The 24,385-nt window shown below is 50.0% G+C and carries 20 protein-coding genes; all 20 read left to right on the top strand.

What is annotated here, in order from left to right; genetic code table 11:
• Positions 1-164 precede the first annotated feature (164 nt).
• On the top strand, positions 165-1,076 hold the full coding sequence (locus OCV62_RS08505; RefSeq protein WP_021915794.1) for an ABC transporter permease: 912 nt from the start codon (positions 165-167) through the stop codon (positions 1,074-1,076).
• 14 nt (positions 1,077-1,090) lie between these two features.
• On the top strand, positions 1,091-2,173 hold the full coding sequence (locus OCV62_RS08500) for an ABC transporter permease (protein ID WP_021915795.1): 1,083 nt from the start codon (positions 1,091-1,093) through the stop codon (positions 2,171-2,173).
• A gap of 4 nt (positions 2,174-2,177) precedes the next feature.
• Positions 2,178-3,179: an ABC transporter ATP-binding protein gene (locus OCV62_RS08495; RefSeq protein ID WP_021915796.1), complete on the top strand. Its 1,002-nt coding sequence runs from the start codon at positions 2,178-2,180 to the stop codon at positions 3,177-3,179.
• Complete coding sequence (locus tag OCV62_RS08490) at positions 3,176-4,156, top strand: ABC transporter ATP-binding protein (protein ID WP_021915797.1); 981 nt, start codon at positions 3,176-3,178, stop codon at positions 4,154-4,156. The genes OCV62_RS08495 and OCV62_RS08490 overlap by 4 nt, the downstream gene beginning before the upstream one ends.
• Before the next feature lie 97 nt (positions 4,157-4,253).
• Positions 4,254-6,044: a peptide ABC transporter substrate-binding protein gene (locus OCV62_RS08485; protein WP_262586017.1), complete on the top strand. Its 1,791-nt coding sequence runs from the start codon at positions 4,254-4,256 to the stop codon at positions 6,042-6,044.
• 375 nt (positions 6,045-6,419) lie between these two features.
• On the top strand, positions 6,420-7,070 hold the full coding sequence (locus tag OCV62_RS08480; RefSeq protein WP_262586015.1) for a hypothetical protein: 651 nt from the start codon (positions 6,420-6,422) through the stop codon (positions 7,068-7,070).
• Between the two features lie 271 nt (positions 7,071-7,341).
• Positions 7,342-9,636 carry an ABC transporter substrate-binding protein gene (locus OCV62_RS08475; protein WP_021915801.1) on the top strand — a complete coding sequence of 765 codons (2,295 nt, stop codon included), beginning with the start codon at positions 7,342-7,344 and terminating at the stop codon, positions 9,634-9,636.
• Between the two features lie 175 nt (positions 9,637-9,811).
• Positions 9,812-10,798, top strand: a complete 987-nt coding sequence (locus tag OCV62_RS08470; protein ID WP_262586012.1) for an ABC transporter permease — start codon at positions 9,812-9,814, stop codon at positions 10,796-10,798.
• Between the two features lie 14 nt (positions 10,799-10,812).
• On the top strand, positions 10,813-12,366 hold the full coding sequence (locus OCV62_RS08465) for an ABC transporter permease (protein WP_262586010.1): 1,554 nt from the start codon (positions 10,813-10,815) through the stop codon (positions 12,364-12,366).
• 16 nt (positions 12,367-12,382) lie between these two features.
• On the top strand, positions 12,383-13,531 hold the full coding sequence (locus OCV62_RS08460) for an ABC transporter ATP-binding protein (protein ID WP_021915804.1): 1,149 nt from the start codon (positions 12,383-12,385) through the stop codon (positions 13,529-13,531).
• Positions 13,532-14,545, top strand: a complete 1,014-nt coding sequence (locus OCV62_RS08455; protein ID WP_262586009.1) for an ABC transporter ATP-binding protein — start codon at positions 13,532-13,534, stop codon at positions 14,543-14,545.
• Positions 14,545-14,835, top strand: a complete 291-nt coding sequence (locus OCV62_RS08450; RefSeq protein WP_021915806.1) for a hypothetical protein — start codon at positions 14,545-14,547, stop codon at positions 14,833-14,835. Before OCV62_RS08455 ends, OCV62_RS08450 begins: the two co-directional genes overlap by 1 nt.
• A 216-nt stretch (positions 14,836-15,051) precedes the next feature.
• Positions 15,052-15,297 carry a preprotein translocase subunit SecG gene (gene secG / locus OCV62_RS08445; protein ID WP_021915807.1) on the top strand — a complete coding sequence of 82 codons (246 nt, stop codon included), beginning with the start codon at positions 15,052-15,054 and terminating at the stop codon, positions 15,295-15,297.
• A 300-nt stretch (positions 15,298-15,597) separates the two neighbouring features.
• Positions 15,598-17,598 carry a ribonuclease R gene (rnr, locus tag OCV62_RS08440; protein ID WP_262586006.1) on the top strand — a complete coding sequence of 667 codons (2,001 nt, stop codon included), beginning with the start codon at positions 15,598-15,600 and terminating at the stop codon, positions 17,596-17,598.
• Entirely contained in the window at positions 17,561-18,028 is a 468-nt protein-coding gene (smpB, locus tag OCV62_RS08435) for an SsrA-binding protein SmpB (RefSeq protein WP_021915809.1), read from the top strand. Before rnr ends, smpB begins: the two co-directional genes overlap by 38 nt.
• A gap of 90 nt (positions 18,029-18,118) precedes the next feature.
• Entirely contained in the window at positions 18,119-19,597 is a 1,479-nt protein-coding gene (locus OCV62_RS08430) for a UDP-N-acetylmuramoyl-L-alanyl-D-glutamate--2,6-diaminopimelate ligase (protein WP_262586004.1), read from the top strand.
• Positions 19,594-21,909, top strand: a complete 2,316-nt coding sequence (gene priA, locus OCV62_RS08425; RefSeq protein WP_262586002.1) for a replication restart helicase PriA — start codon at positions 19,594-19,596, stop codon at positions 21,907-21,909. Before OCV62_RS08430 ends, priA begins: the two co-directional genes overlap by 4 nt.
• Positions 21,910-22,007: 98 nt before the next feature.
• On the top strand, positions 22,008-22,514 hold the full coding sequence (gene def / locus OCV62_RS08420) for a peptide deformylase (RefSeq protein ID WP_262586000.1): 507 nt from the start codon (positions 22,008-22,010) through the stop codon (positions 22,512-22,514).
• Positions 22,515-22,612: 98 nt separating this feature from the next.
• The gene (gene fmt / locus OCV62_RS08415) at positions 22,613-23,551 is read left to right on the top strand and encodes a methionyl-tRNA formyltransferase (protein ID WP_262585997.1); all 939 of its coding nucleotides are present in this window, start codon (positions 22,613-22,615) and stop codon (positions 23,549-23,551) included.
• A 5-nt stretch (positions 23,552-23,556) separates the two neighbouring features.
• A complete protein-coding gene (locus OCV62_RS08410; RefSeq protein ID WP_416822288.1) occupies positions 23,557-24,264 on the top strand; it encodes a zinc metallopeptidase in 708 nt (235 codons plus the stop codon).
• The last annotated feature ends 121 nt before the right edge of the window (positions 24,265-24,385 follow it).

Here is a 24,385-nt window from a genome sequence, read left to right as displayed (position 1 = left end):
AGAAGAAAATTATGATATAGTTTTCACCAGTGAAAAAAGCCCGGCAGGTAACGAGCCCAAAGGAGGGTCTTGTTGCCCGGGATTTTTATTTAAGCATAATGTCCGCCTGAAGCGAATAAGTGTATTTACTAGACGGATGTGCGAAAGAAAAGGAGTGTTGACATTTGACAAAGTATGTTGTGAAGAGAGTACTGCTTGCAATCCTGACCGTGTTCATTGTCTGTGCCATTACGTTTTTTGCGATGAACGCGATTCCCGGCGGTCCTTTCGATGGAGAGAAAGCGATCTCGGATGAGGTGAGGCGCGTTCTGGAACAGCGCTTTAATTTGGATAAGCCTGTCTGGGAGCAGTTCTTTTTATATCTGAACAATTTGCTTCACGGTGATTTTGGTGTTTCTGCAAAGACTGGAAGAGAGATTAAAACGACGATCTTCAGTTCCTTTAGTGTTTCTGCAAAGCTTGGCGGCATGGCGGTTTTAGTAGCATTGATTTCCGGTGTAGTGATGGGAAGCATTGCGGCTCTGACCAGAAACAAGCTGCCGGACAGACTGATCATTTTCTTCTCGACGCTGTTTACTTCCCTTCCCAGCTTTGTACTGGGTACCCTGCTTTTGCTGGTGTTCTGTATTAAATTAAAATGGGTTCCGGTATGGAGCTCCTCCAGTCATAACTACGTGCTGCCGGTCATTGCCCTTGCTGCATATCCAATGGCCTACATCACCCGACTGACCAAGACGAGTATGCTGGATGCTCTGGGACAGGATTATGTCCGTACCGCGCGGGCGAAGGGCGTTGCACAGTGGAAGGTCATCTTCAAGCATACCCTGAGAAATGCCCTGATTCCGGTTATTACCTATGTCGGCCCGATGACGGCATCCATCCTGACCGGTTCTCTCGTTGTAGAGTCCATTTTTACGATCGGCGGTCTTGGTTCCAAGTTTGTAGAATGTATTACAAACCGTGATTATCCGATGATCATGGGTACGACGATTTTCCTGGCAACCCTGATGGTTACGATGACCCTGATCACCGATATCGTTTACAAGCTGATCGATCCCAGAATCACACTGGAATAAGAAAGGAGGAAGCAATGAGCAGCGAAACCAATAGCATTGATCAGATGCCCAAGAAATCTCCTTTGAGTTTTCAGGTGGATCTGAAAAAATTTGAAAAAGCAACTGATGAAGAAAAAAGACAGCAGGATGTTATGAGCGAATCGGTATCCTTCTTTAAAGATGGTATGCGTAAGCTGATGAAAAATCCGCTGGCAGTTGGCAGTATTATTGTCCTGATCGTCATTATTGCAATGATTCTGATCGTACCCCATGTGGTACCTTATAAATATTCCCAGATCATTACCGTAAATGGCAGCCGTGATAAGGCGGCGGGCAACATGGCACCTTTTACCTATTCCGAAAAAGAGCTGGCTTACATGGCAGAGGGCGGAGAAGTGTTCCCTCACATCATGGGAACGGACAGCATGGGACGTGATTATTTCATCCGTGTTATTTACGGAACCCGTGTTTCTCTGACGGTAGGTCTGTTTGCAGCGGTGATCGTCCTTTTGATCGGCGTTGTTTACGGAAGTATTTCCGGTTATTTTGGAGGCAAGGTGGATATGGTGATGATGCGTATCGTGGACATCATTTATTCCCTGCCGGATATGCTGATGGTGGTTCTTCTGTCTGTCGTACTGCGTGAGGTTATCAATGTCGACGCATTTCCGGCGCTGCAGAAGATCGGTACCAACATGATCTCCATGTTTATCGTATTTGCTCTGCTGTACTGGACCGGCATGGCACGTATGGTCCGCGGTCAGATTCTGACCGTAAAACAGAATGAATACATTCTGGCGGCGAGAGTCAGCGGTGCGAAGGATTCCAGAATTATCCGCCGTCACATTCTGCCGAATATCGTCAGCGTTATCATCATTGCAGCAGCGCTGCAGATTCCGTCTGCGATCTTTACAGAGAGCTTCTTAAGCTTTATCGGTCTGGGTGTACAGGCTCCGATGCCGTCTCTCGGTTCCCTTGCAAACGAGGCAAGAGCCGGAATCACCCAGTATCCCTACAAACTGTTATTCCCTGCCGGCATGATCTGTCTGATCACCCTGGCATTCAACCTGTTGGGCGATGGCCTGCGGGATGCATTTGACCCGAAATTAAGGAGGTAAGACCATGAGTGAGAATATCCTTTCCGTGCAGAATCTGCATACCTCCTTCCACACAGACAAGGGAGAGGTCAAGGCAGTCAACGGTGTTACATTTAACCTTGAAAAAGGCAAAATCCTCGGTATTGTCGGCGAATCCGGTTCCGGCAAATCCGTAACCGCATATTCCATTATGCGTATTCTGGAAAAGAACGGCCGCATCACAGAAGGCAAAATCCTTTACAAAGGACAGGATATTGCAGAATTTTCTGAAAAACAGATGCGGGAGTTCCGTGGAAAATGCTGTTCTATTATTTTCCAGGATCCCATGACGAGCTTAAATCCGGTATTTACGGTGGGCAACCAGTTAAGGGAAGCCATTGAGCTTCACACGGACAGAAAAGGGAAAGAGGCGGAGGCAAGAGCCATTGAGATGCTGACTTTAGTTGGTGTCAATGAACCGGAAAAGCGTGTGAAACAGTACCCCTACGAATTATCCGGCGGTATGCGCCAGCGTGTCATGATCGCAATGGCGCTGGCCTGTGAGCCTGATATCCTGATTGCAGACGAACCTACGACTGCCCTGGATGTTACGATCCAGGCACAGATTCTGGAGCTGATGCAGTCCCTGCAGAAAAAGCTCGGCATGGCAATCATCATGGTAACCCATGATCTTGGTGTTATCGCGGACATGTGCGATGAAATTATCGTTATGTACGGCGGAAGAGTCTGTGAAAGAGGTACGGCAGAAGATATTTTCTACCGTCCGCACCATGAATATACGAAAGGTCTGCTGCGTTCCATTCCGAATGTGGACAGAATCGGCGAAAAGCTTATCCCGATTCCGGGAACACCGATCAACCTCTTAAATATGCCAAAGGGCTGTGCATTTTGCCCACGCTGCGAGGAAGCGATGAAGATCTGTATCGAAGAGCAGCCGCCGGAAATGCAAATGCCTGACGGTCATTTCGCATCCTGCTGGCTGAACGTAAAGGCAGCCATGGAGGAAGAAAAAGGAGGCAGACAGTGAGCGAAGAAGTAAAAAACAAAAGCGAATATCTGGTGGAGGTACGGGATTTAAAACAGTATTTCCCGATCAAAACCGGATTTATGAAAACCACACCCTTAAAAGCGGTGGACGGCGTTTCCTTTTCCATCAAGCCGGGAGAAACCCTCGGTCTGGTAGGAGAATCCGGCTGCGGCAAGACGACTGTAGGAAGATCTCTGCTGCGTCTGTATACACCGACCTCCGGCGACGTCTTTTTCGATGGGGAGAGAGTGAATGAAAAGAGCATCGGACATATGCGCAGACAGATGCAGATGGTGTTCCAGGATCCCTATTCTTCCTTAAATCCCCGCATGACAGTCGAGGATATCATCGGCGAGCCTCTGGATGTCCACAAGCTTTACACCTCCAGAGGGGAAAGAAGAGACAAGATCCTGCATCTGATGGAGCTGGTCGGTTTGAATGCAGAGCATGCAACCCGTTATGCACATGAGTTTTCCGGCGGTCAGAGACAGCGTATCGGTATTGCGAGAGCACTTGCCACCAATCCGAGATTTATCGTCTGTGACGAAGCAGTCAGTGCACTGGATGTTTCCATTCAGGCACAGGTCATCAACATGTTTGAAGAGCTGCAGGAGAAGCTGGGCGTTGCCTATCTGTTCATTGCCCATGACCTGTTGGTTGTCCATCACATTTCTGACAGAATTGCAGTAATGTATCTGGGCAGGATCGTGGAGATCGCAGATTCCAATGAATTAAATGACAATCCCATGCATCCTTATACACAGTCTCTTTTAAGTGCAGTTCCCTATCCGGATCCGAAGATGGCAAAGGAACGGCAGAGAATCGTTCTCGAAGGGGATGTCCCGAGCCCTCTGCACATGCCAAGCGGCTGTGCATTCCGTACCAGATGTCGATATGCCACGGAAAAGTGCGCACAGGAGTGCCCGTCCTTGACAGATCGCGGCAACGGACATCAGGTAGCATGCTGGAATAAGTAACCGGCAGTAATTTTGACGCTTGGACAGGACGCAGATTTAGCGGACTGTTTGGGTATATATTATTTTTCATTATCTATCTTTAAAGGAGGAAGACATTATGAAAAAGAAGTATCTGGCACTTGTGCTGGCAGCTTGCATGACCGCTTCTTTGGCAGCTTGTGGTTCCACAGCAGCTGATACAAGCGCTCCTGCAGCAACAACAGAAGAAGCAGCAGACACCGCTGCAGCAGAATCCACTGAAGCAGCAGACACTGCAGCAGCAACCGGTGAGCATGGACCCAGCAGCGAAGCTGCTCCGGCATGGGAGGATTATGATGCAAGAATCGCTGCGATCAGATCGGAGACAGATCTTGTAAAGCGTGAAGCGCTGATGCATGAGGCTGAGGACGAGCTGATGAACACCTGGGCAGTTGTTCCGCTGTACTACTACAACGACAGCTACCTGCAGAAGACCGATGTAGAGAACATCTATGCCAACCTGTTCGGCTATAAATACTTCGGTTTTGCAAAGACTCCTACCAACACCCTGGATCTTCAGATTGCATCTGAGCCCGACAAACTGGATCCCGCGCTGAACTCCACTGTTGACGGTGCATGCCTGGCAATCCTGAACTTCTCCGGCTTATTTGCATACGATGAGAACGGTCAGCTGGTTCCCGAACTGGCAGATTCCTATGAAATGAGCGAAGACGGTATGACCTATACCTTCACGATGAAGGATGGTTTAAAGTGGTCTGACGGCGAAGCTCTGGATGCAAATGACGTTCTGTATAGCTGGAACCGTCTGGCAGATGAAAACACAGCTGCTGACTATTCTTACCTGTGCTCCGTATTTGCAACTAAGGATGACGGCACTCTGGATATCGAAGCAAGCGAAGACGGCAAGACCTTTACTGCTCATCTGAACGCACCCTGCGCATATTTCCTTGACCTGTGCGCATTCCCTGCTTTTTATCCTGTACCTCAGCAGGCTGTAGAAGCTGCTGACGGCGCTGACACCAACCCCGGTGCATGGGCACTGGAAGCTGGTTTCGTAGGCAGCGGCCCGTTCGTACTGACCGAGTGGAAGCATAACGAGTCCATGACCTATGAGCCCAACCCCAACTACTGGGCAGCTGACAAGGTTTCCATGACAAAGATCAACTTCATGCTGAGCTCTGATGACACAGCAATTTACAATGCATTCCAGGATGGCTCCCTGCAGTTTGCAGATACCATTCCTACCGATATGATGGCTACCGTTAAGGATACCCCTGAATATCACAAGATCCCTACTCTGGGAACTTACTACTGCGGTTTCAATGTAAACAGCGAGCTGTTTGCAGGCAAGACGGTTGAAGAGGCTGCAGCAATGAGAGAAGCATTCTCCCTGCTGATCGACCGTCAGTATATCGTTGATGCGATCGCACAGGCAAACCAGGAAGTTGCCAATACCTTCATTCCTGCCGGCATGAGCGATGGCAATGGCGGTGAGTTCAGAGCAAATGATGACGCTTACACCTATCCGGATGAAGAGAACGTTGGTTACTTCAATCCTACCGATATGGAGGGCAACACAGAGAAAGCAATCGAGCTGTTAAAGAGCGCTGGCTATGAATTCGATGAAAGCGGCATGCTTTCCGCAAATACCCCGATCAACATGACTTACCTGACCAACGATTCCGAAGGTAATGTTAAGATCGGTGAAGCAATCCAGCAGGATTTCGCTATGATCGGTATCAACGTAACCGTTGAGACCCGTGAGTGGTCCGTATTCCTGAACGAGAGAAAAGACGGTCAGTTCGACTTCGCTCGTGAAGGCTGGCTGGCAGACTACAACGACCCGATCAACATGCTTGAAATGTGGGAGACCACTTCCGGCAACAACGATATGCAGTTCGGCAAATAAGTTAATTGCTGCGGCACATTGCATGGCAGTGAAAATTGCATATACAATAGAATGCTCTGCGAGTATTCTATTGTCATAAAAAAGAGAACCGGCGGACATTGAAAAATGCCTGCCGGTTTTTTGCTCCCGGAAACTGGAGGTTGCCATTTGGAAGAAGTGTGATAGAATATACGCACTGAGTATAAAGGAGATGGCGGTGAACAAAAAAAGAAACGAGCACCCCGTCTGGACTGCTCTGAGTCAGTCTCACGGTCGCAAAACCCGTTTCATATGGTTATGATAAAATAAAAAAATGATCTTGTCAACTATAGAATTATTAATAAATGACAGCAAGGAATTGCAATGATAAAATCAAAACAAAGGATGGATTTCAACATGACTTCAAATAATCAGAGAAATATACCCCCTAAAAAAACGGACTCGGAGCCTTCTAAAGTCACAGAATCCAAGTTTGCCAAGGCTCCGGGGGCTGCTTCGCCCAAAGAAGCAGACGCCCAGTCTTCTACAAAATCCCATCGCCGCCGGGCCTATCTGGACGATTTCAGGAAAACACAAAACGGTGACTATCAATACGAGGGCAGTCGATATGCCTGTGAACTGTCAGAAAAAGAGTGGAAAAAACAATCCACCGCGATGGCGGCAGCCGGAATTGCGGTCATCCTGCTGACGATCGCCGCAGGCTGCGTACCGTCGGTGGGATTACAGGGAAGCATTTTCGTGCTGCTTCCATATGCAGTGCAGCTGGCGGCAGCCTGCAGCCTCGCGTGGGCATGTGCAAGGCTTTTGGGCAAGGAATATCCGCTTCGGGAATACGTTTATCAGCAGACAGTGTGCAAAATATCGCTGCGCAGCGGAGTCTGCATCGCAGCAGCAGGAGTGTCCGTCATAGGAGAACTTGTTGAATTAACGCGTCACAGCAACAAAATTTTATTCTCCATTCCGTTCCTTCTAATAGAAGTAGTTATGGGCACTGCCGCACTTATACTTTTAAAAAACGTTAAAAAATACACGTGGAAACGTGCGTGACTGTGACGGAAAAATGTATTTTTGACACGGAATAGGATTGACAGAAAGCAAAAAAAATAGTAATATATTTAAACATTGGCTAGTACTTTGACGAAAGGAAAAGAAAATGGGCCGATGCAACCTGCAGGTATGGCGATCACAGGGGCGGAAAAGCTGTGAGAACCGGTATATTCTGCAACAAATGTACAATTTTTAAGAAAAAAACTCCTGTGTATCTGCATGAAATAAAAAGGATGCAAACGGTGTTTTTTTCAAAAAAAGGAGGATTCACATGAAAAAGGCGAACAAGGCTCTTGCAGCTCTGCTTGCGCTTACCATGGTGACCGGTTCTCTGGCTGGCTGCGGAAGCAGCAATGGCTCCGGCAAGACAGAGACTGCACCTGCTACGGAAGGCACAACAGAGACAGCAGATGCTGGTGCATCTGCAAGCGGCGCGGATACTCTGGTAGCATCCAGCGCACATTTTGAGGGAAAATTCTCTCCGTTCTTTGCAGCCAGCGCAGAAGATCAGCATATCGTTGATATGACCCAGATCGGTCTGGTAGGCGCTGACAGACAGGGCGCTATCGTGGAGAAAGGTATCGAAGGTGAGACCCGTTCTTACAACGGAACAGACTACACCTACTATACCGCTTCTGATCTGGAGATGACCCAGAACGACGACGGTTCCGTTTATTATGACGTTACTATTCGGGATGATCTGACCTTCTCTGACGGAACACCGATCACAATTGATGATGTAATTTTCAGCATGTATGTATATTGCGATCCTACCTATGACGGCTCTGCTACTCTGTACAGCCAGCCGATCCTTGGCATGGATGAGTACCGGGAAGGTATGGCAACCCTGTCTTCTCTGATCGCAGCAGCAGGCGAGGACAACACAGACTTCTCTCTGTGGACAGAAGATCAGCAGACTGCTTTTTGGGCTGCAGTCAATGACGGCGGTACTGCCTTTGCACAGGAAATCGTTGATTACATGGCAGAGAACCATGGCACAACCGACGTTGCTTCTGCGGCTGACGGATGGGGCTTCACACTGGCTGACGGCGCTACAGTAAAGGATTTCTTTATGGCTATCGGCGATCAGTATGGATGGAACTTCTCTTCCATGGAAGCTGAGACAGCAGGCTCTGCTCTGTCTGACCTGATTCCGGAAGATGTTTACAATTACTCCACTGTTGGTGTAAAAACCGGTGATTCGGCAGACTATATCGAAGGTATCCAGAAGACCGGCGACTACAGCATGAGAGTTGTAACGACCGAAGTTTCCGCAAACATGATCTATCAGCTTTCCTTTGCCATCGCTCCTCTGAGCTACTACGGCGATGCATCCCTGTATGATTATGACAACAACAAGTTCGGTTTTGAAAAGGGTGATCTTTCCAAGGTTCGTTCCGTAACCACCGCTCCGATGGGTGCTGGTCCTTACACCTTCAAGGAATTCAGCAACGGTGTTGTTTATCTGGATTCCAACCCGAGCTACTTCCAGGGCGAGCCTAAGATCAAGCATCTGAACTTCCTGGAAACACAGGAAGACGATAAGGTTGTCGGTGTGGAGTCTGGCACCATCGATATCGCAGATCCTTCTTACTCTACCGAAGTTCGTAACCAGATTACGGAATACAACGGCGGCAGCGAAGAGTTCGACGGCGATGTGATCACGCTGCGTTTGTATGACTTCCTTGGTTATGGCTATGTTGCCATGAGCGCAGACAACATCAAGGTTGGCAGCGATCCTGCATCCGAGCAGTCCAAGGATCTGCGTAAGGCAATTGCAACCATCCTTGCAGTATACCGTGATGAGGGTATTGATTCCTACTATGGCGATTCCGCTTCCGTTATCAACTACCCGATCTCCAATACTTCCTGGGCAGCACCTCAGGTAACAGACGACGGTTATCAGATCGCTTACTCTACCGACGTAGACGGCAATCCGATCTATACCGACGGCATGAGCGCAGAAGAGAAATATGAAGCAGCAGCACAGGCAGCACTTGGCTTCTTTGAAGCAGCTGGCTATACCGTAGAAGACGGCAAGCTGACAGCAGCTCCTGAAGGCGCTAAGCTTGGCTACCAGGTAAACATCGGTGCAGGCGGCTCCGGTGATCATCCTTCCTTCCTGCTGTTAAAGAATGCGGCAGACGCGTTTGCAAAGATTGGCTTCACCCTGACGGTAAACGATATCGCAGTTGCATCTGAACTGTATTCGACCTATCAGTCCGGCGTAGCTGAGATGTGGGTAGCAGCATGGAGCGCAACCGCTGACCCTGATATGTATCAGCTGTATCACAGCAAGGGCGCAACCAACTACTACAAGATCAACGATTCCGAACTGGATGAAATGATCGTTGCAGCACGTCAGTCCGTTGACCAGACATATAGAAAGAGCCTGTATAAAGCAGCCATGGAGATTATCATGGACTGGGGCGTTGAAGTTCCTGTTTACCAGAGAAGCGAATGCTACATCTTCTCTAGCGAGCGTATCAACATCAGCACTCTGACTCCTGATATGACTCCTTACTGGAGCTGGATGAGCGAAGTTGAAAAGCTGGAGTTAAACTAAACGACGGCGATTTCTGTGCAGCTTAAAACGCACAGACTGCAGGCTTATGCCCCTGATCTTCCTCCAAAGGAGGAGATCAGGGGCGATGCTGTATATCAAGGAGCTGCCTGAAGCAGGCGGCCGCTTGATATACAGCGGAAGAAGGGAATCGATAAGAACAAAGGGAGAATTTTTTATGCGGAAATATATTGTCAAAAGACTGCTTTTGTCAGTCGTGATTTTATTTTGCGTATCCTTCATCATTTACACTCTGATGAGATGTCTTCCCGGCTCTTTTGTGGAAACGAGAGCGATGCAGCTTTCGCAGGGAGCAGGTGCAAAATCCTATGATGAATGGATGGAACAGTTAAATGCATCCTATGGTCTGGACAAACCGATCGTACTCGGCTTTCTGACCTGGGTAGGCGACGCGCTGAAGGGCAACTTCGGTGACAGCTGGAAATATACCGTACCGGTATTGGACAAATTTAAGGAAGTTATCTGGCTTTCCTTTATTATGGGCGCGATTTCCTTCGTGCTGGAGCTGATTATTGCGATCCCGCTGGGTGTTATTGCTGCAACCAAACAGTATTCCAGAGCGGACTATCTGATTACGGCGGGTGCATTGATCGGTATTTCCCTGCCGACCTTCTTTTTTGCAACGCTGTTAAAGCTGCTGTTCTCTGTAAAGCTGGGCTGGTTTGATTTATATGGTCTGGTGGGACGTAACTATGCACAGCTGGATTCCTGGGGGCAGTTCCTCGATAAGGCAAATCACCTCGTTCTGCCGATCATCACGCTGGTGATCGTTTCCGTTGGTTCCCTGATGCGTTATACGAGAACAAATATGCTGGAAGTATTAAATGCGGATTATATCCGTACCGCGCGTGCAAAGGGACTTTCCGAGAAAAAGGTTATTTATCACCATGCGTTCCGTAATACCCTGATTCCCCTCGTTACGGTTGTCGGCGGTTCCCTGCCTGGATTGTTTTCCGGCGCACTGATCACGGAAACGCTGTTTGCGATCCCCGGTATCGGTTATACCTCTTATCAGGCGATGGTAGCAGGCGATATTCCGTTTTCCATGTTTTATATGACGTTTCTGGCGGTTCTGACGCTTGCCGGAAACCTGATTTCCGATATTTTGTACGCGGTGGTTGATCCCCGTGTCCGGATTGCATAAGAAAGGAGGAGAGCATGATGCAGGAAGAAAAGAAAGCGACAGAAGAAAAAATAGAGCAGGAACTGTCCTTAAATGACGACCGTCGTGTCAAAGTGCTGTCCCCCGGCGCACTGGTTGCAAAACGGTTTTTCCGAAACAGACTGGCAGTAGTTGGCTTGACTATGCTGGTCGTTATGTTTGTCTTTTCCTTTATCGGCGGTCTGGTAAGCCCTTACGGACAGGATGAACAGTTCTATACTTACACGCACATGGACAAAGAGTATGTGGGTGTGGTAAAAAATAACGATCTGCGTTACACGATCAATGACGGACAGGAGTTTGGCTCCATTCTGCAGGCTCAGCTGATGCTTGCGATCGGCAAGAATGCGGAAAGCTTTGAGTATAAAGATGTGACCTATGAGGTAGAGAAAGAGGGCGAAGACCTTTATCTGATTTCGAGCAACGGCACAGTGCTGGCAATCGCAGCAAAGGACATCGTAAACGCTGCAGACGGCGCAGAGGCTTCTACATTGACTTTCGCAGTCAAGCATGAAGCGTTAAAGGCCTATGCAAACGGAGAAACTGCTTTTACTGCAGACGGACAGGATTATACGATGGATGCAGATGGAAACATTTTATCCGGCGGCGATGAGATCGGTTATGTCAGCCGCTTCGTTGTACAGGCAAAGGAAAACGGCGTTGTCATCAGCCGTGACTTTAAAGAAAAGCTGGCAGATGCCATCGACAGCGACACCGAAGAATTTGTATACACCGATGCAGACGGTGAGGAATACACCTACACCATCACTTACAAACCGGATTCCAAGACCTGGTCTGTACTGCAATCGAAGGAAACCTATGTGTATGACCGTTATGCAGGTCCCTCCAAAACCCACTGGCTCGGCACCGATACCAACGGTATGGATATGCTGACCCGTCTGATGTACGGTGGCCGTGTATCTCTGGTGATCGGATTTATCGTTGTATTTATTGAAGCGTTCCTGGGTATCCTGCTGGGCGGTATCGCCGGATACTTCGGAAAATGGGTGGATAACCTGATCATGCGTATTGTAGATATTTTCTACTGTATTCCGTCCACACCCCTGATCATCATTCTGGGTGCTGCGATGGATGCCATGCAGCTCGATCCCCAGATCCGTATGCTTTATCTGATGCTGGTTCTCGGTTTCCTGGGCTGGCCGTCTATCGCACGTCTGGTGCGTGGACAGATCCTTTCCCTGAGAGAGCAGGAATTTATGACAGCCGCGGAAGCCTGCGGTATCCGCGCTTCCAAGCGGATTTTCCGTCATCTGGTTCCGAACGTTATCCCGCAGCTGATCGTAACCTGTACGATGAGCCTTGGCGGTACGATCATTACGGAAGCAACCCTTTCCTTCTTAGGTCTGGGTGTTAAGTTCCCGTTCGCATCCTGGGGTAACATCATCAACGACGTCAACAATGCTTACGTTATGACCAACTACTGGTTTATCTGGATCCCGGCGGGTATCTGTCTGCTGATCACAGTACTTGGCTTTAACTTTGTAGGCGACGGTCTGCGCGATGCGTTCGACCCGAAGATGAAACGATAAGGAGGGAGAACCAGCTATGGCAAAAAAACATCCGGAAGGCTATCTCTCCGCGAAAGAATCCAGACGGATTTCCAGAGAGAACCGTAAGATTACAGGTAAGTATGAAAAACAGTACAAGCGTAAAAATGTTCCGGAGCAGGAATATCTGACACAGATGCACAATCCGGAAAATGCAGTGGAATTTGATAATCTGCATACCTATTTCTTTACAGACGTCGGAACGGTAAAATCCGTTGACGGCGTAAGCTTTGAGGTTCCTATCGGCAAGACGGTTGGCGTCGTAGGCGAGTCCGGCTGCGGTAAATCCGTAACCAGCTTATCCCTGATGCAGCTGCTGCAGCGTCCCCAGGGGCAGATCGTAGATGGTCAGATCCGCTTAAACCTGGGCGATAAGGCATATGATATTGCAAAAACTCCGATGGAGAAGATGCAGAAGCTGCGCGGCAATTATATGTCCATGATTTTCCAGGAGCCTATGACTTCCCTGAATCCGGTTTTTCGTATCGGTGAACAGGTAGAAGAAGTAATCGAGCTGCATGACGGCGAAGGAAAGAGCAAGGAAGAGATCAAAGCCCGTACCATTGAGCTTTTGGAGATGGTCGGTATTGCAAACAGCGAAGGCGTTTACAAGATGTATCCCCACGAGCTCTCCGGCGGTATGCGTCAGCGTGTCATGATCGCAATGGCGCTGGCTTGTAACCCGAAGATCATCATCGCAGACGAGCCGACGACGGCGCTGGACGTAACGATCCAGGCACAGATTCTGGATCTTCTGCGCAACTTGAAAAATAAAATCAATTCCTCCATCATGCTGATCACCCACGATCTGGGCGTTATCGCAGAGATGGCGGATTACGTTGTTGTTATGTATGCAGGACGCGTTGTGGAAAAAGGTACGGTACAGGAGATTTTTGCGAATCCTTCCCACCCTTACACAATCGGTCTGATGGCTTCCAAACCGGTGATCGGCAAAAAGGTCGATAAGCTTTATTCCATCCCCGGCAAGGTGCCGAACCCGGTCAACATGCCGGATTACTGCTATTTCCGTGACCGCTGCGAAATGCGCTGTCCGGAATGCGATGGAAAATACCCCTGCGAGATCAGCCTGTCCGAAACACACAAGGTCAGCTGCTATCGCTATTACGATAAGAAGGAGGGAAAATAAATGCAGCCAATCGATAAGGATTTCACACCGGTAGAATATGATCCGCAGTATATTCTGATGGTCAATCAGCTGAAAAAATATTTTCCCATCAAAGGCGGTATGGTCGGTAAAACCGTTGGACAGGTCAAGGCTGTTGACGGCGTAACCTTTAACTTGAAGCGCGGAACCACCATGGGTCTGGTAGGCGAGTCCGGCTGCGGCAAGACGACGACCGGACGTACCATCCTGCGTCTGTCCGGCGAAAAAACCGGCGGACAGGTGCTGTTTAACGGAAAAGAGGTTTATGACCTTTCTTCCAAAGAGATGCGAAAGATGCGTACAAAAATGCAGATCATCTTCCAGGATCCGTTTTCCAGCCTTTCTCCCCGTCTTCCTGTCGGTGAGATCATCGGCGAAGCGGTTCGGGAGCACAATCTGGTTCCCAAGGCAGAATTAAATGACTATATCGATCAGGTTATGGATAACTGCGGTTTGCAGCCCTTCCACAAAGACCGGTATCCCCATGAGTTCTCCGGCGGACAGAGACAGCGTATCTGTATCGCAAGAGCACTTGCCTTAAATCCGGAATTCGTTGTCTGTGACGAGCCGGTATCTGCGCTGGACGTATCGATTCAGGCGCAGATCATTAACCTGTTAAAGGAGCTGCAGGAAAAATACAGCCTGACCTACCTGTTCATTTCCCATGACCTGTCGGTAGTCGAGTATATTTCCGATACCGTCGGCGTTATGTATCTGGGCAATCTGGTAGAGTACGGAACGACAGAGGATATTTTCCGTAATCCGCTGCATCCTTACACGGAGGCCCTGTTCTCTGCAATTCCGATCCCGGATCCGGAAGCGAAGATGAACCGTATCGTGCTGGAAGGCTCGATCCCTTCCCCTGCAAATCCGCCGGAGGGCTGTAAGTTCCACACCCGCTGTGCCCACTGCATGGAGCGCTGCAAGCATGAAGCGCCGGTTCAGAAAGAGGTGGAACCCGGACATTACGTTGTCTGCCATCTCTACGATAAATAATGGGAACGGATAAGCAGGAAGAAGAGGACGACGGCCGCGTGATCGCGGACATGAGCGGTATCGAAACGCCGTCTCTGTTTGCCCCTTTTTCCGGACGAAAAAAAAGACGGGAGGGAGAAGTTCCGAAGGTCAAAAACGACCGGCCGTGGGAAGATTCCTCCCTGAATAAAAAAGAACGTTTCTGGTATGCGATGGGAGCGCTCAAAGCGGCGCTTCTCATCGGACTTGCCTATCTTGCCGGACTAGCGGCGGTGATCCTTTTGCTGTTGCTGCTCTGGAAAGTTCTGTAAGCTGGCTGAGCGGCATGGAGGTTCCGTTCAAGGTTTACATGCGCCATTCGCAATACAATAGAATGCACACTCTGCGAACATTCTATTGTTATGAATCGCATCTTGCTTTCTGGAAGCGTTCATGCTATAATCAATGTGTTTCGCATTGAGAGGTATCAATGCAGGGAAAGATGAAATGTGGACGGAGAGCCGGAAAACGGCGGATTGTGAGGAAACATGGAGATTCTGAGAATTATTTTAACTGTGATTTTTATAGTGATGTGTATTGCCCTGACAGTTCTGGTTCTGATGCAGGAAGGCAAAGATGCAGGACTTGGCGCTATCGCAGGCGGTGCAGAGACCTACTGGGGAAAGAACAAAGGTCGTTCTATGGAAGGACTGCTTGTTAAAATTACCAAATGGCTGGCAATCGGCTTCATGGTAATTGCAGTAATTCTGAACATCACCAGAATCTGGGGCTGATAAGCGGTATTGTCTGAGCGCATATCGTGGATAAGAAGTACAGAATGTTACGAAAGCACTCCGCACGGCGGGGTGCTTTTTTAGCTATCAGCTTTGCTGATAGCTAAAAAAGCACTTTATCGCACTGCGGCGGAACGGAAGATGTCGCTTACGCGACCCGCCGCAGGCGACGAATCCGTCAGAAGCCGGATTCGATTTGGCAGCATTACAGTGGTGTAAAGCACGGAGCAATCCGTATGTAACATGAGATCGCACTGCGGTAGCGCGGAAGGCACCGTTTCATTTTATAACAGGTGACATATGGAAGATTTATTGGAAAAGAGAAAAAAACTGATCTGTGAGCTGGTGGAGGACGAAAAGTACGTCCCGATGAAAGAAAAGGAGCTCGCAATCTTCATGCAGGTAAAACCGGAAGACCGGCGCGAGCTAAAGCGTATTTTGGAGGAGCTTCTGGAAGAGGGAAAAATAGAACAGACCAAGCGCGGACGGTATGTGCGCGCAGAAAAGAAGCTTCTGCGTGCAGTTGGTTTGTACCAGTCGAGCGAAAACTTTGGCTTTGTCGTGCCGGACAACAAAAAGCTGCCGGATATTTTTATCCCGCGGGAAAAGAAAAAGGATGCCTATGACGGTGCGAAGGTCGTTGCAGAATATATCGAGAGTCGGGAAGAGGGCAAAAGTCCGGAGGGCGAGATCATAGAGGTGCTGGGCGGAAGAGATGAGCCGGGCATCGATATGCTCTCTGTTGTGCGTGCCCTTGGCATTCCGGATGAATTTCCGGAAAAGGTATTGAATCAGGCGCAGCGCGTCTCCAAGCCGGTCAGCGAGACTGATTGCGTGATGCGGCGAGATCTCCGGGCGATACGGATGGTGACGATCGACGGCGAGGATGCGCGGGACCTGGATGATGCAGTCAGCCTTGAAGAAAAAGACGGCAGATGGCTGCTGGGTGTTCATATTGCGGACGTTGCAGACTATGTGCAGGAAAATTCCGCGCTGGACTGGGAGGCAAAGGAACGGGGAACGAGCGTTTATCTGCCTGACCGCGTGATTCCCATGCTTCCCAAGGAGCTGTCCAACGGGTGCTGTTCGCTAAATGCCGGGGAAGACCGACTGGCGCTGTCGTGCCTGATGGAAGTGGACAAGGGCGGAACTATCGGCAATTATGAGATTGTGGAATCTGTGATCCGTGTGGACAAGCGCATGAGCTATACGCAGGTGCAAAAAATTCTGGACGGCGACGAAGCCCTTTGGGAAGCATACCGCGACGAAGCACCGATGCTTACAGAGATGGCGAAGCTTTCGAAGGTGCTTCGGCAGAAACGAAAAGAGCGCGGCGCGGTGGATTTTGATTTTCCGGAAAGCAAGATCGAACTGGATGAAAACGGCGAGCCGCTGTCGATTCACCCGCATGAGCGAAACGACGCGACGAAGCTGATTGAGGATTTTATGCTGGCGGCAAACGAGACGGTGGCACAGCATTTTTACTGGCTGGAGGAGCCGTTTTTATACCGCGTACACGATAACCCGGATCCGGAAAAAATGCAGCAGTTGTCCGTATTTTTAGGAAACTTCGGCTATCGGCTGCATATCGGGCGCAAACAGGGAAAGCGTCAGGAAAACGGGGCAGACGTCCATCCGAAGCAGCTGCAAAAGCTTCTGGATCAGATCGAAGGGACGCCGGAGGAAGCGATGCTGTCGAGACTGATTCTGCGCAGCATGAAGCGCGCGGTCTATTCGCCGGAATGCAGCGGACATTTTGGACTGGCAGCAACACATTATTGCCATTTTACGTCCCCAATCAGGCGATATCCCGATTTACAGATTCACCGGATTATCAAGGAGTTTCTGCGGGGACGGTTAACCGAAAAGCGAAAAGAGCATTATGAGGACATTTTAAACGGCGTAGCAAAGCATTCGTCCGAGACAGAGCGGCGTGCGGATGAGGCGGAGCGCATCTGTGAAAAGATGAAAAAGGCGCAGTATATGGAAAAGCATATCGGGGAGACGATGGAAGCAGTCATTTCCGGTGTGACGGGCTGGGGCTTTTATGCAGAGCTTCCGAATACGGTGGAAGGACTGGTTCCGGTATCGAGCCTGCGCAGCGATTATTTTATCTTCGATGAAGAAAACTCTGCGCTGGTCGGCGAACACACAGGCAAAACCTATCAGCTGGGCGAAACGGTGACGGTTCGGGTGACGGGGGCAAACCGGTATGCCGGAACGGTGGATTTTGAGCTGGAAGAGGCGGAAAAGAGAGGAAACGATGGCAAAATCAGCACAGAAACTGGTCGCGAACAATAAAAAAGCATATCACGATTATTTTGTAGAGGAAACCTGGGAAGCCGGTCTTGCACTCGCCGGGACGGAGGTAAAGAGCCTGCGCCTTGGAAAGTGCAGCATTAAAGAAGCGTTTATACAGGAAGACAACGGCGAAATGTACGTTTATGGCATGCATATTTCCCCCTATGAAAAGGGAAATCTGTTCAACAAAGACCCGCTGCGCACGAGAAAGCTTCTGCTGCACAAAGCGGAGATTTTAAAGCTTGCCGCAAAATGTAAGGAAAAAGGCTATACGATCATGCCGCTGCAGGTCTATTTTAAGGACGGGCGCGCAAAGATGGAGATCGGTCTCTGCCGCGGCAAAAAGCTCTACGACAAGCGGCAGGATATTGCAAAGAAGGATCAGCGCCGCGAGGTGGAGCGCGAATTTAAGGTGAAAAATCTGTACTAAATTGCAGGATGTCTGCCAATATGCTATGATTGTAAATTGTAATAGTTCGTTCCTGCGAAACTGCAGCGGATCGGAAAGGAGACCGATTTCATGAAAGCATTGAAAGAGCTTTTGAGTGAGCTTACCTTTACCTGTGAAAGAGGAAATCTGGAAAAAGAAATTACGGCGGTCGTTTATGACTCCCGAAAAATTGTAGAAGGCTGTCTGTTTGTCTGCATCAAGGGGGCAAATTTTGACGGACATCAGGCTGCCGCAGAGGCTGCAGAGAAAAAAGCGGCTGCGATTATCGTATCCCAAGAAGTAGAGCTTCCGAAACAGTCGGAAACGACCCTGATTCGGGTGGAGGATACCCGCTATGCCCTCGCGTTCGTATCTGCGGCATGGTTTGACCATCCGGCAAAAAAACTGACGACGATCGGCATCACCGGAACGAAGGGTAAGACGACGACCACTTATCTGGTAAAATCCATCCTGGAAAATGCGGGACGAAAGGTAGGACTGGTCGGAACCATTGAAATAATCATCGGAGACACGCATATTCACGCGGTCAATACGACGCCGGAATCGTATCTTTTGCAGGAATATTTTGCCAAAATGGTGGAGTCTGGCTGTGATACCGTTGTAATGGAGGTTTCCTCTCAGGCACTGATGCTCCACCGGACCCAGGGCTTTGTATTCGATTTCGGTATTTTTACAAATCTGGAGCCGGATCATATCGGACCGAACGAGCATGGGAGCTTTGAAGAATATGCGCATTGTAAGAGTCTGCTGTTTCAACAGTGCCGCGTCGGGATTGCAAACTGTGACGATGTGCACTGGCAGCTTATTACAAAGGAGCACACCTGCAGTCTGGAAACCTACGGCATGTCTAAAAAAGCCGACCTGCGCGCACAGAACCTGCAGTTTACAAACAGACAGGGACATCTCGGCATCGCCTTTGATGTGACCGGATTGATGAATTTCCATGCAGAAATCGCGATGCCGGGAAGGTTTTCGGTATACAACGCGCTGACTGCGATTGCGATCTGCAGACATTTTAAGGTGTCGGAAGCGGATATCTGTAAGGCGCTTCTGGCAGCAAAGGTTAAGGGACGTATCGAAATGGTCAAGGTTTCGAATGAATTTACCCTGATGATCGATTATGCCCACAATGCGATGGCATTGAAGAGCCTGCTGACGACGTTAAAGGAGTATGAGCATGGAAGGCTGGTCTGCGTGTTCGGCTGTGGGGGCAACCGTTCCCGGGAGCGCCGGTTTGAGATGGGAGAGGTGTCCGGAAATCTTGCGGACTTTACGATCATCACGTCCGACAACCCGCGTTTTGAAGAGCCGGAGGCGATTATCGAAGACATTATTACAGGCATGAAAAAGACAGATGGCGTCTATATTTCCATCCCGGACCGAAAAGAAGCCATTGCCTATGCGATCGACCACGGACAGCCCGGCGACATCATTGTGCTCGCCGGGAAGGGACACGAGGATTATCAGGAAATTAAGGGTGTGAAATATCCGATGGATGAAAGAGATTTGATTGCGGATATCTTAAAAGAAAGAGGAATTTCTTTTTGAAAAAAGAATTTGCGAACGTGATCGTGGATATCTCCCATGAAAAAGTGGATCGGCCCTTCGGCTACCGGATTCCGGAGCGCCTGGCAGACAGCGTGACACCCGGCGTGCGGGTAAAAATTCCGTTTGGTGCAGGAAATGTGCTGCGCACCGGCTATGTGATCGAGGTGACGGATCATTCGGAGTTCCCGCGGGAACGGATGAAAGAGATCGATTCTGTGCTTCCGGGAACAAAGGAGCCGTCACAGCGGTTGATCGTGCTGGCGGCGTGGATGAAGCAGCAGTACGGTTCTACGATGATACAGGCTCTGAAAACCGTTTTGCCTGCGAGGGCGACCGTCGGGGAAAAAGAGCGAAAAAGCATTGAACTGCTGTTACAGGATGCACAAACGCAGGAGCTGGCTGCGCAGATGGAAAGAAAGCATCAGACAGCGAGGCTCCGACTGTTACAGGAGCTTATGACGAACCGGACGATTTCGTGGGAGGTAGCGACCAAAAGGTTAAAAGTTCCGTCGTCTGTAATCAGCAAACTGGAATCCGACGGCGTGTTAAAGGTACATGCTTCTGTAGCGTACCGTAACCCGATCCGGAGAATGGGCGAAGAAACGGAAAAAAAGACGCTTTCGGAGGAACAGCAAAGGGCGGTAAATGGAATTTTAAACGCTTTTGACCAAAATGACCGCAGACCGAGCCTGATCCACGGTATCACGGGCAGTGGAAAAACAGAGGTTTATCTGGCACTCATTGAGGGCATGATAAAAAGAGGACGACAGTCCATCGTGCTGATTCCGGAAATTGCGCTGACCTATCAGACAGTGCAGCGGTTTACGGCGCGCTTCGGCGACCGGGTTTCCGTGATGAATTCGACGCTCAGCGTCGGGGAAAAACAGGATCAGTGCAGGCGGGCAGAGCGAGGGGAACTGGATGTTATCATCGGTCCAAGGTCGGCGTTGTTTGTGCCGTTTCCAAATCTCGGGATGATTCTGATGGATGAGGAACATGAGCTGAGCTATAAAAGTGAAACGAGCCCGAAGTATCACGCGCGGGAGACAGCTCAGAAGCTCGCTGAGCTTTCCGATGCAACGCTGGTGCTGGGTTCCGCAACGCCTTCGCTGGAAGCTTACAGTCGTGCTCAGAGGGGGGACTATCATTTTTATAAACTGACGAAGCGGCTGACCGGCGGAAGCCTTCCCAGAGTGGAAATCGCAGACCTTCGCGAAGAGCTGCGAAATGGCAACCGGTCGATTTTTTCGGTGAGCCTGCAGGAAAAATTAAGGGATCGTCTGGCGCGGAAAGAGCAGTCGATGCTGTTTTTGAACCGGCGCGGCTATGCAGGATTTGTCTCGTGCCGTGCCTGCGGCTATGTATGCAAATGTCCGCACTGCGACGTTTCCCTTTCGGAGCACAGGGGCGGAAGGCTGGTCTGCCATTATTGCGGGTATGAGCAGCCTGCCGTGAAGCTCTGTCCGTCCTGTGGTTCGAAATATATACTGGGCTTTCGGGCGGGAACGGAAGCGATGGAAGAACAGCTTCATAAAATGTTTCCGCAGGCACGAGTGCTGCGTATGGACGCGGATACGACCCGCACGCGGGAAAGCTATGAAAAGATTCTGGCGGCGTTTGCCAGAGGGGATGCGGATATCCTGGTCGGTACGCAGATGATCGTCAAAGGGCATGATTTCCCGGCGGTGACGCTGGTCGGTGTGCTGGCGGCGGATCTGTCGCTGTCCATGAGCGACTACCGTGCCGGAGAACGGACGTTTCAGCTGCTGACGCAGGCGGCGGGGCGTGCCGGACGCGGAAGCCGTCCAGGTGAGGTTGTGATCCAGACTTACCAGCCGGATCATTATAGCATTCAGTATGCTGCACGGCAGGATTATGAGGGATTTTATAAAGAAGAGCTGACGTATCGGCAGCTGCTTTCCTATCCGCCTGCGTCTCACATCCTTGCGGTGCAGTTTTATTCCAAAAAGCAGGAAGAGGCGCTTGCAGGCGCACAGGAGGCAGCGAGTTACGTACGACAGGTAACTCAGTCGCGGCAGTTTACACAGAAAATGTCAGGCACTGTGCAAATACCAACACCCGCCGCGACACACAACGCCGCCGGCGCTGCCCTGCCCGATACGATTGTGATCGGTCCTGCGCCGGCACTGATTGGCAAAATTAACGACGTTTACCGCTATGGTATTTATTTAAAAAACCATGACTACGAAAAGCTGGTAGAATTAAAGGACGGAATTGAGCAGATGCGCAGCCTGCCGCAGCGGCAGAAAGCGCTGTGTCAGTTTGATTTCGATCCGGTGCACAGCTTCTAGAAAATCATCAGGAGACAGATGCTGCCTGCATAGCAAGAAAGGACAGCAAACCGATAACAGAGAGTAAGACAGAACATCAGAAAGAGAGGAACAAAAGAATGGCAATTCGCAATATCAGAACGATCGGAGATCCCGTCCTGAATAAAAAATGCAAAGAGGTCAAGGAGATGACACCCCGCATTCAGGAGCTGATCAATGACATGTTTGATACGATGTATGAGGCAAACGGCGTCGGACTTGCAGCGCCCCAGGTCGGCATTTTAAAGAGAATCGTCGTAATTGATACGACCGGAGAAGATCCGATTGTCATGATCAATCCCAGAATTATCGAAACATCCGGCGAGCAGACCGGCGGTGAGGGCTGTCTTTCTGTTCCCGGCAAGACAGGCACAGTGACAAGACCCAATTACGTCAAGGCGATTGCGTTTAACGAAAACATGGAAGCGTATGAAATCGAAGCAACCGAGCTTTTGGCGCGTGCAATCTGCCATGAAACAGATCATCTGGATGGTGAGCTGTATGTGTCAAAGGTAGAAGGACAGCTGATGGATACCGAAGAATATTACGAAGAAATGGACGGGACAGAGGTACTCGACGAAGAATAAGGGCAGTACAGCGCAGCCTGGAATGCAATGCAGAAGCCAATCAGCAGGTTTGAATTGTAATTTCCACGGTGCCAGGCGCCTGCAGAATGGAGGACAAGATGAAGATAGTATATATGGGAACGCCGGATTTTGCAGTCGCTCCGCTGGAAGCACTGCTTGCGGCAGGACATACGGTAACGGCGGTTGTGACACAGCCGGACAAGCCGAAGGGGCGCAGTGGAAAACTGCAGATGTCCCCGGTTAAGGAATGCGCGCTGCAGCATGATATTCCGGTGCTGCAGCCGATTAAGATTAAGAGAGCAGAGGAAATCGAGCGTCTCAGGCAGTATGAAGCGGATGTTTATGTGGTAGCAGCATTCGGACAGATTTTATCACAGGAGATCCTGGATCTGCCCCATTATGGAAGCCTGTGCATTCATGCCTCTCTGCTTCCCGCCTATCGCGGGGCATCACCGATCAATCGTGTAATTATGGACGGACAGAAAAAGAGCGGCGTGACGATCATGCAGATGGATGCAGGAATCGATACCGGTGATATCCTGACACAGTCGGAAGTTGTAATTGAGGACACTGATACCGACCTTTCGCTGGAAGAAAAGCTGTCCAAAGTAGGCGCAGAACTGATTGTGAAAACGCTTCAAAAGCTGGAAGCGGGTACGCTGACTGCGACAAAGCAGGATGATTCCAAAAGCTGCTACGCAAAGCTTCTGACCAAGGCGATGGGACAGATTGACTGGAACCAGAGCGCGCTTTCCATTGACAGACAGGTGCGTGGACTGTATTCCTGGCCGGGTGCATACACTTCCTGTAAAGGGAAAATGCTGAAAATCTGGCAGGCAAAGCCTGCGGAGGAAGAAGGCATTGCCGCTTACTCTATGCCCGGCAGTATTGCCAAGGTGACGAAGAAGGAAATCTTTGTTCAGACCGGCGATGGAGTGCTGTGCCTGCAGGAAGTCCAGCTGGAAGGCAAGAAACGTATGAAGGTGCACGACTTTTTGCTGGGCTGTAAGGTAGAGGAAGGAGAGGTGCTTGGATGAGCGTTTTGGCATACATGGGATATTATTACTATGATGTGACGTATCTTCTTGTAATTTTGGGCGCGGTGCTTTCGATGATCGCGAGCGCCCAGGTCAACAGCACGTTTAAACGTTACAGCCGCGTCAGAAGCAGCTGCGGCATGACCGGAGCAGAGGCTGCGGAGCGGATTTTATACCGGAACGGTCTGACGAATGTGCGGATTGAGCATATCAGCGGCAACTTAACAGATCATTATGATCCGTCCTCCAAGGTACTGCGTCTGTCAGATGCGACCTACAATGCGACGAGTGTTGCAGCAGTGGGAGTTGCAGCGCACGAGTGCGGCCACGCGGTACAGGACGCCAAGGGCTATGCACCGTTAAAATTCCGTTCGGCCCTCGTTCCGGCTGCAAATTTCGGCTCGAAATTCGGTTTGCCGATTTTCGTTCTGGGGCTGTTCTTGGGCTCCAACGAGCTGCTGATGCAGATTGGTATCTGGGTCTTTTTGGCAGCAGTGCTGTTCCAGATCGTGACGCTTCCGGTTGAATTCGATGCAAGTCACAGGGCGATGGGATTTTTAACAGAATACGGAATTTTATCGGAAAACGAAGCAGAGGGAAGCCGCAGAGTGCTTCGGGCGGCTGCAATGACCTATGTTGCGGCAGCAGCGGCGGCGCTGTTGAACCTGCTGCGGCTGGTGATGCTGTCCAGGCGGGACGACCGCAGGGACTGACCGTGCAGCCTGAAACGTGTGAAACGCCGGAAAAGAGACGCTGCGCAGCCTGAAACGTGTGAAACGCCGGAGAAGAGACACTGCGCAGACGAAAAAGAAAAAGCGAAACAGCTGTCTGAAA

It is taken from the genome of Gallintestinimicrobium propionicum (assembly GCF_025567525.1).
Taxonomy (GTDB): Bacteria; Bacillota; Clostridia; order Lachnospirales; family Lachnospiraceae; genus Gallintestinimicrobium; species Gallintestinimicrobium propionicum.
This window is presented reverse-complemented; position numbering and strand designations above follow the sequence as displayed.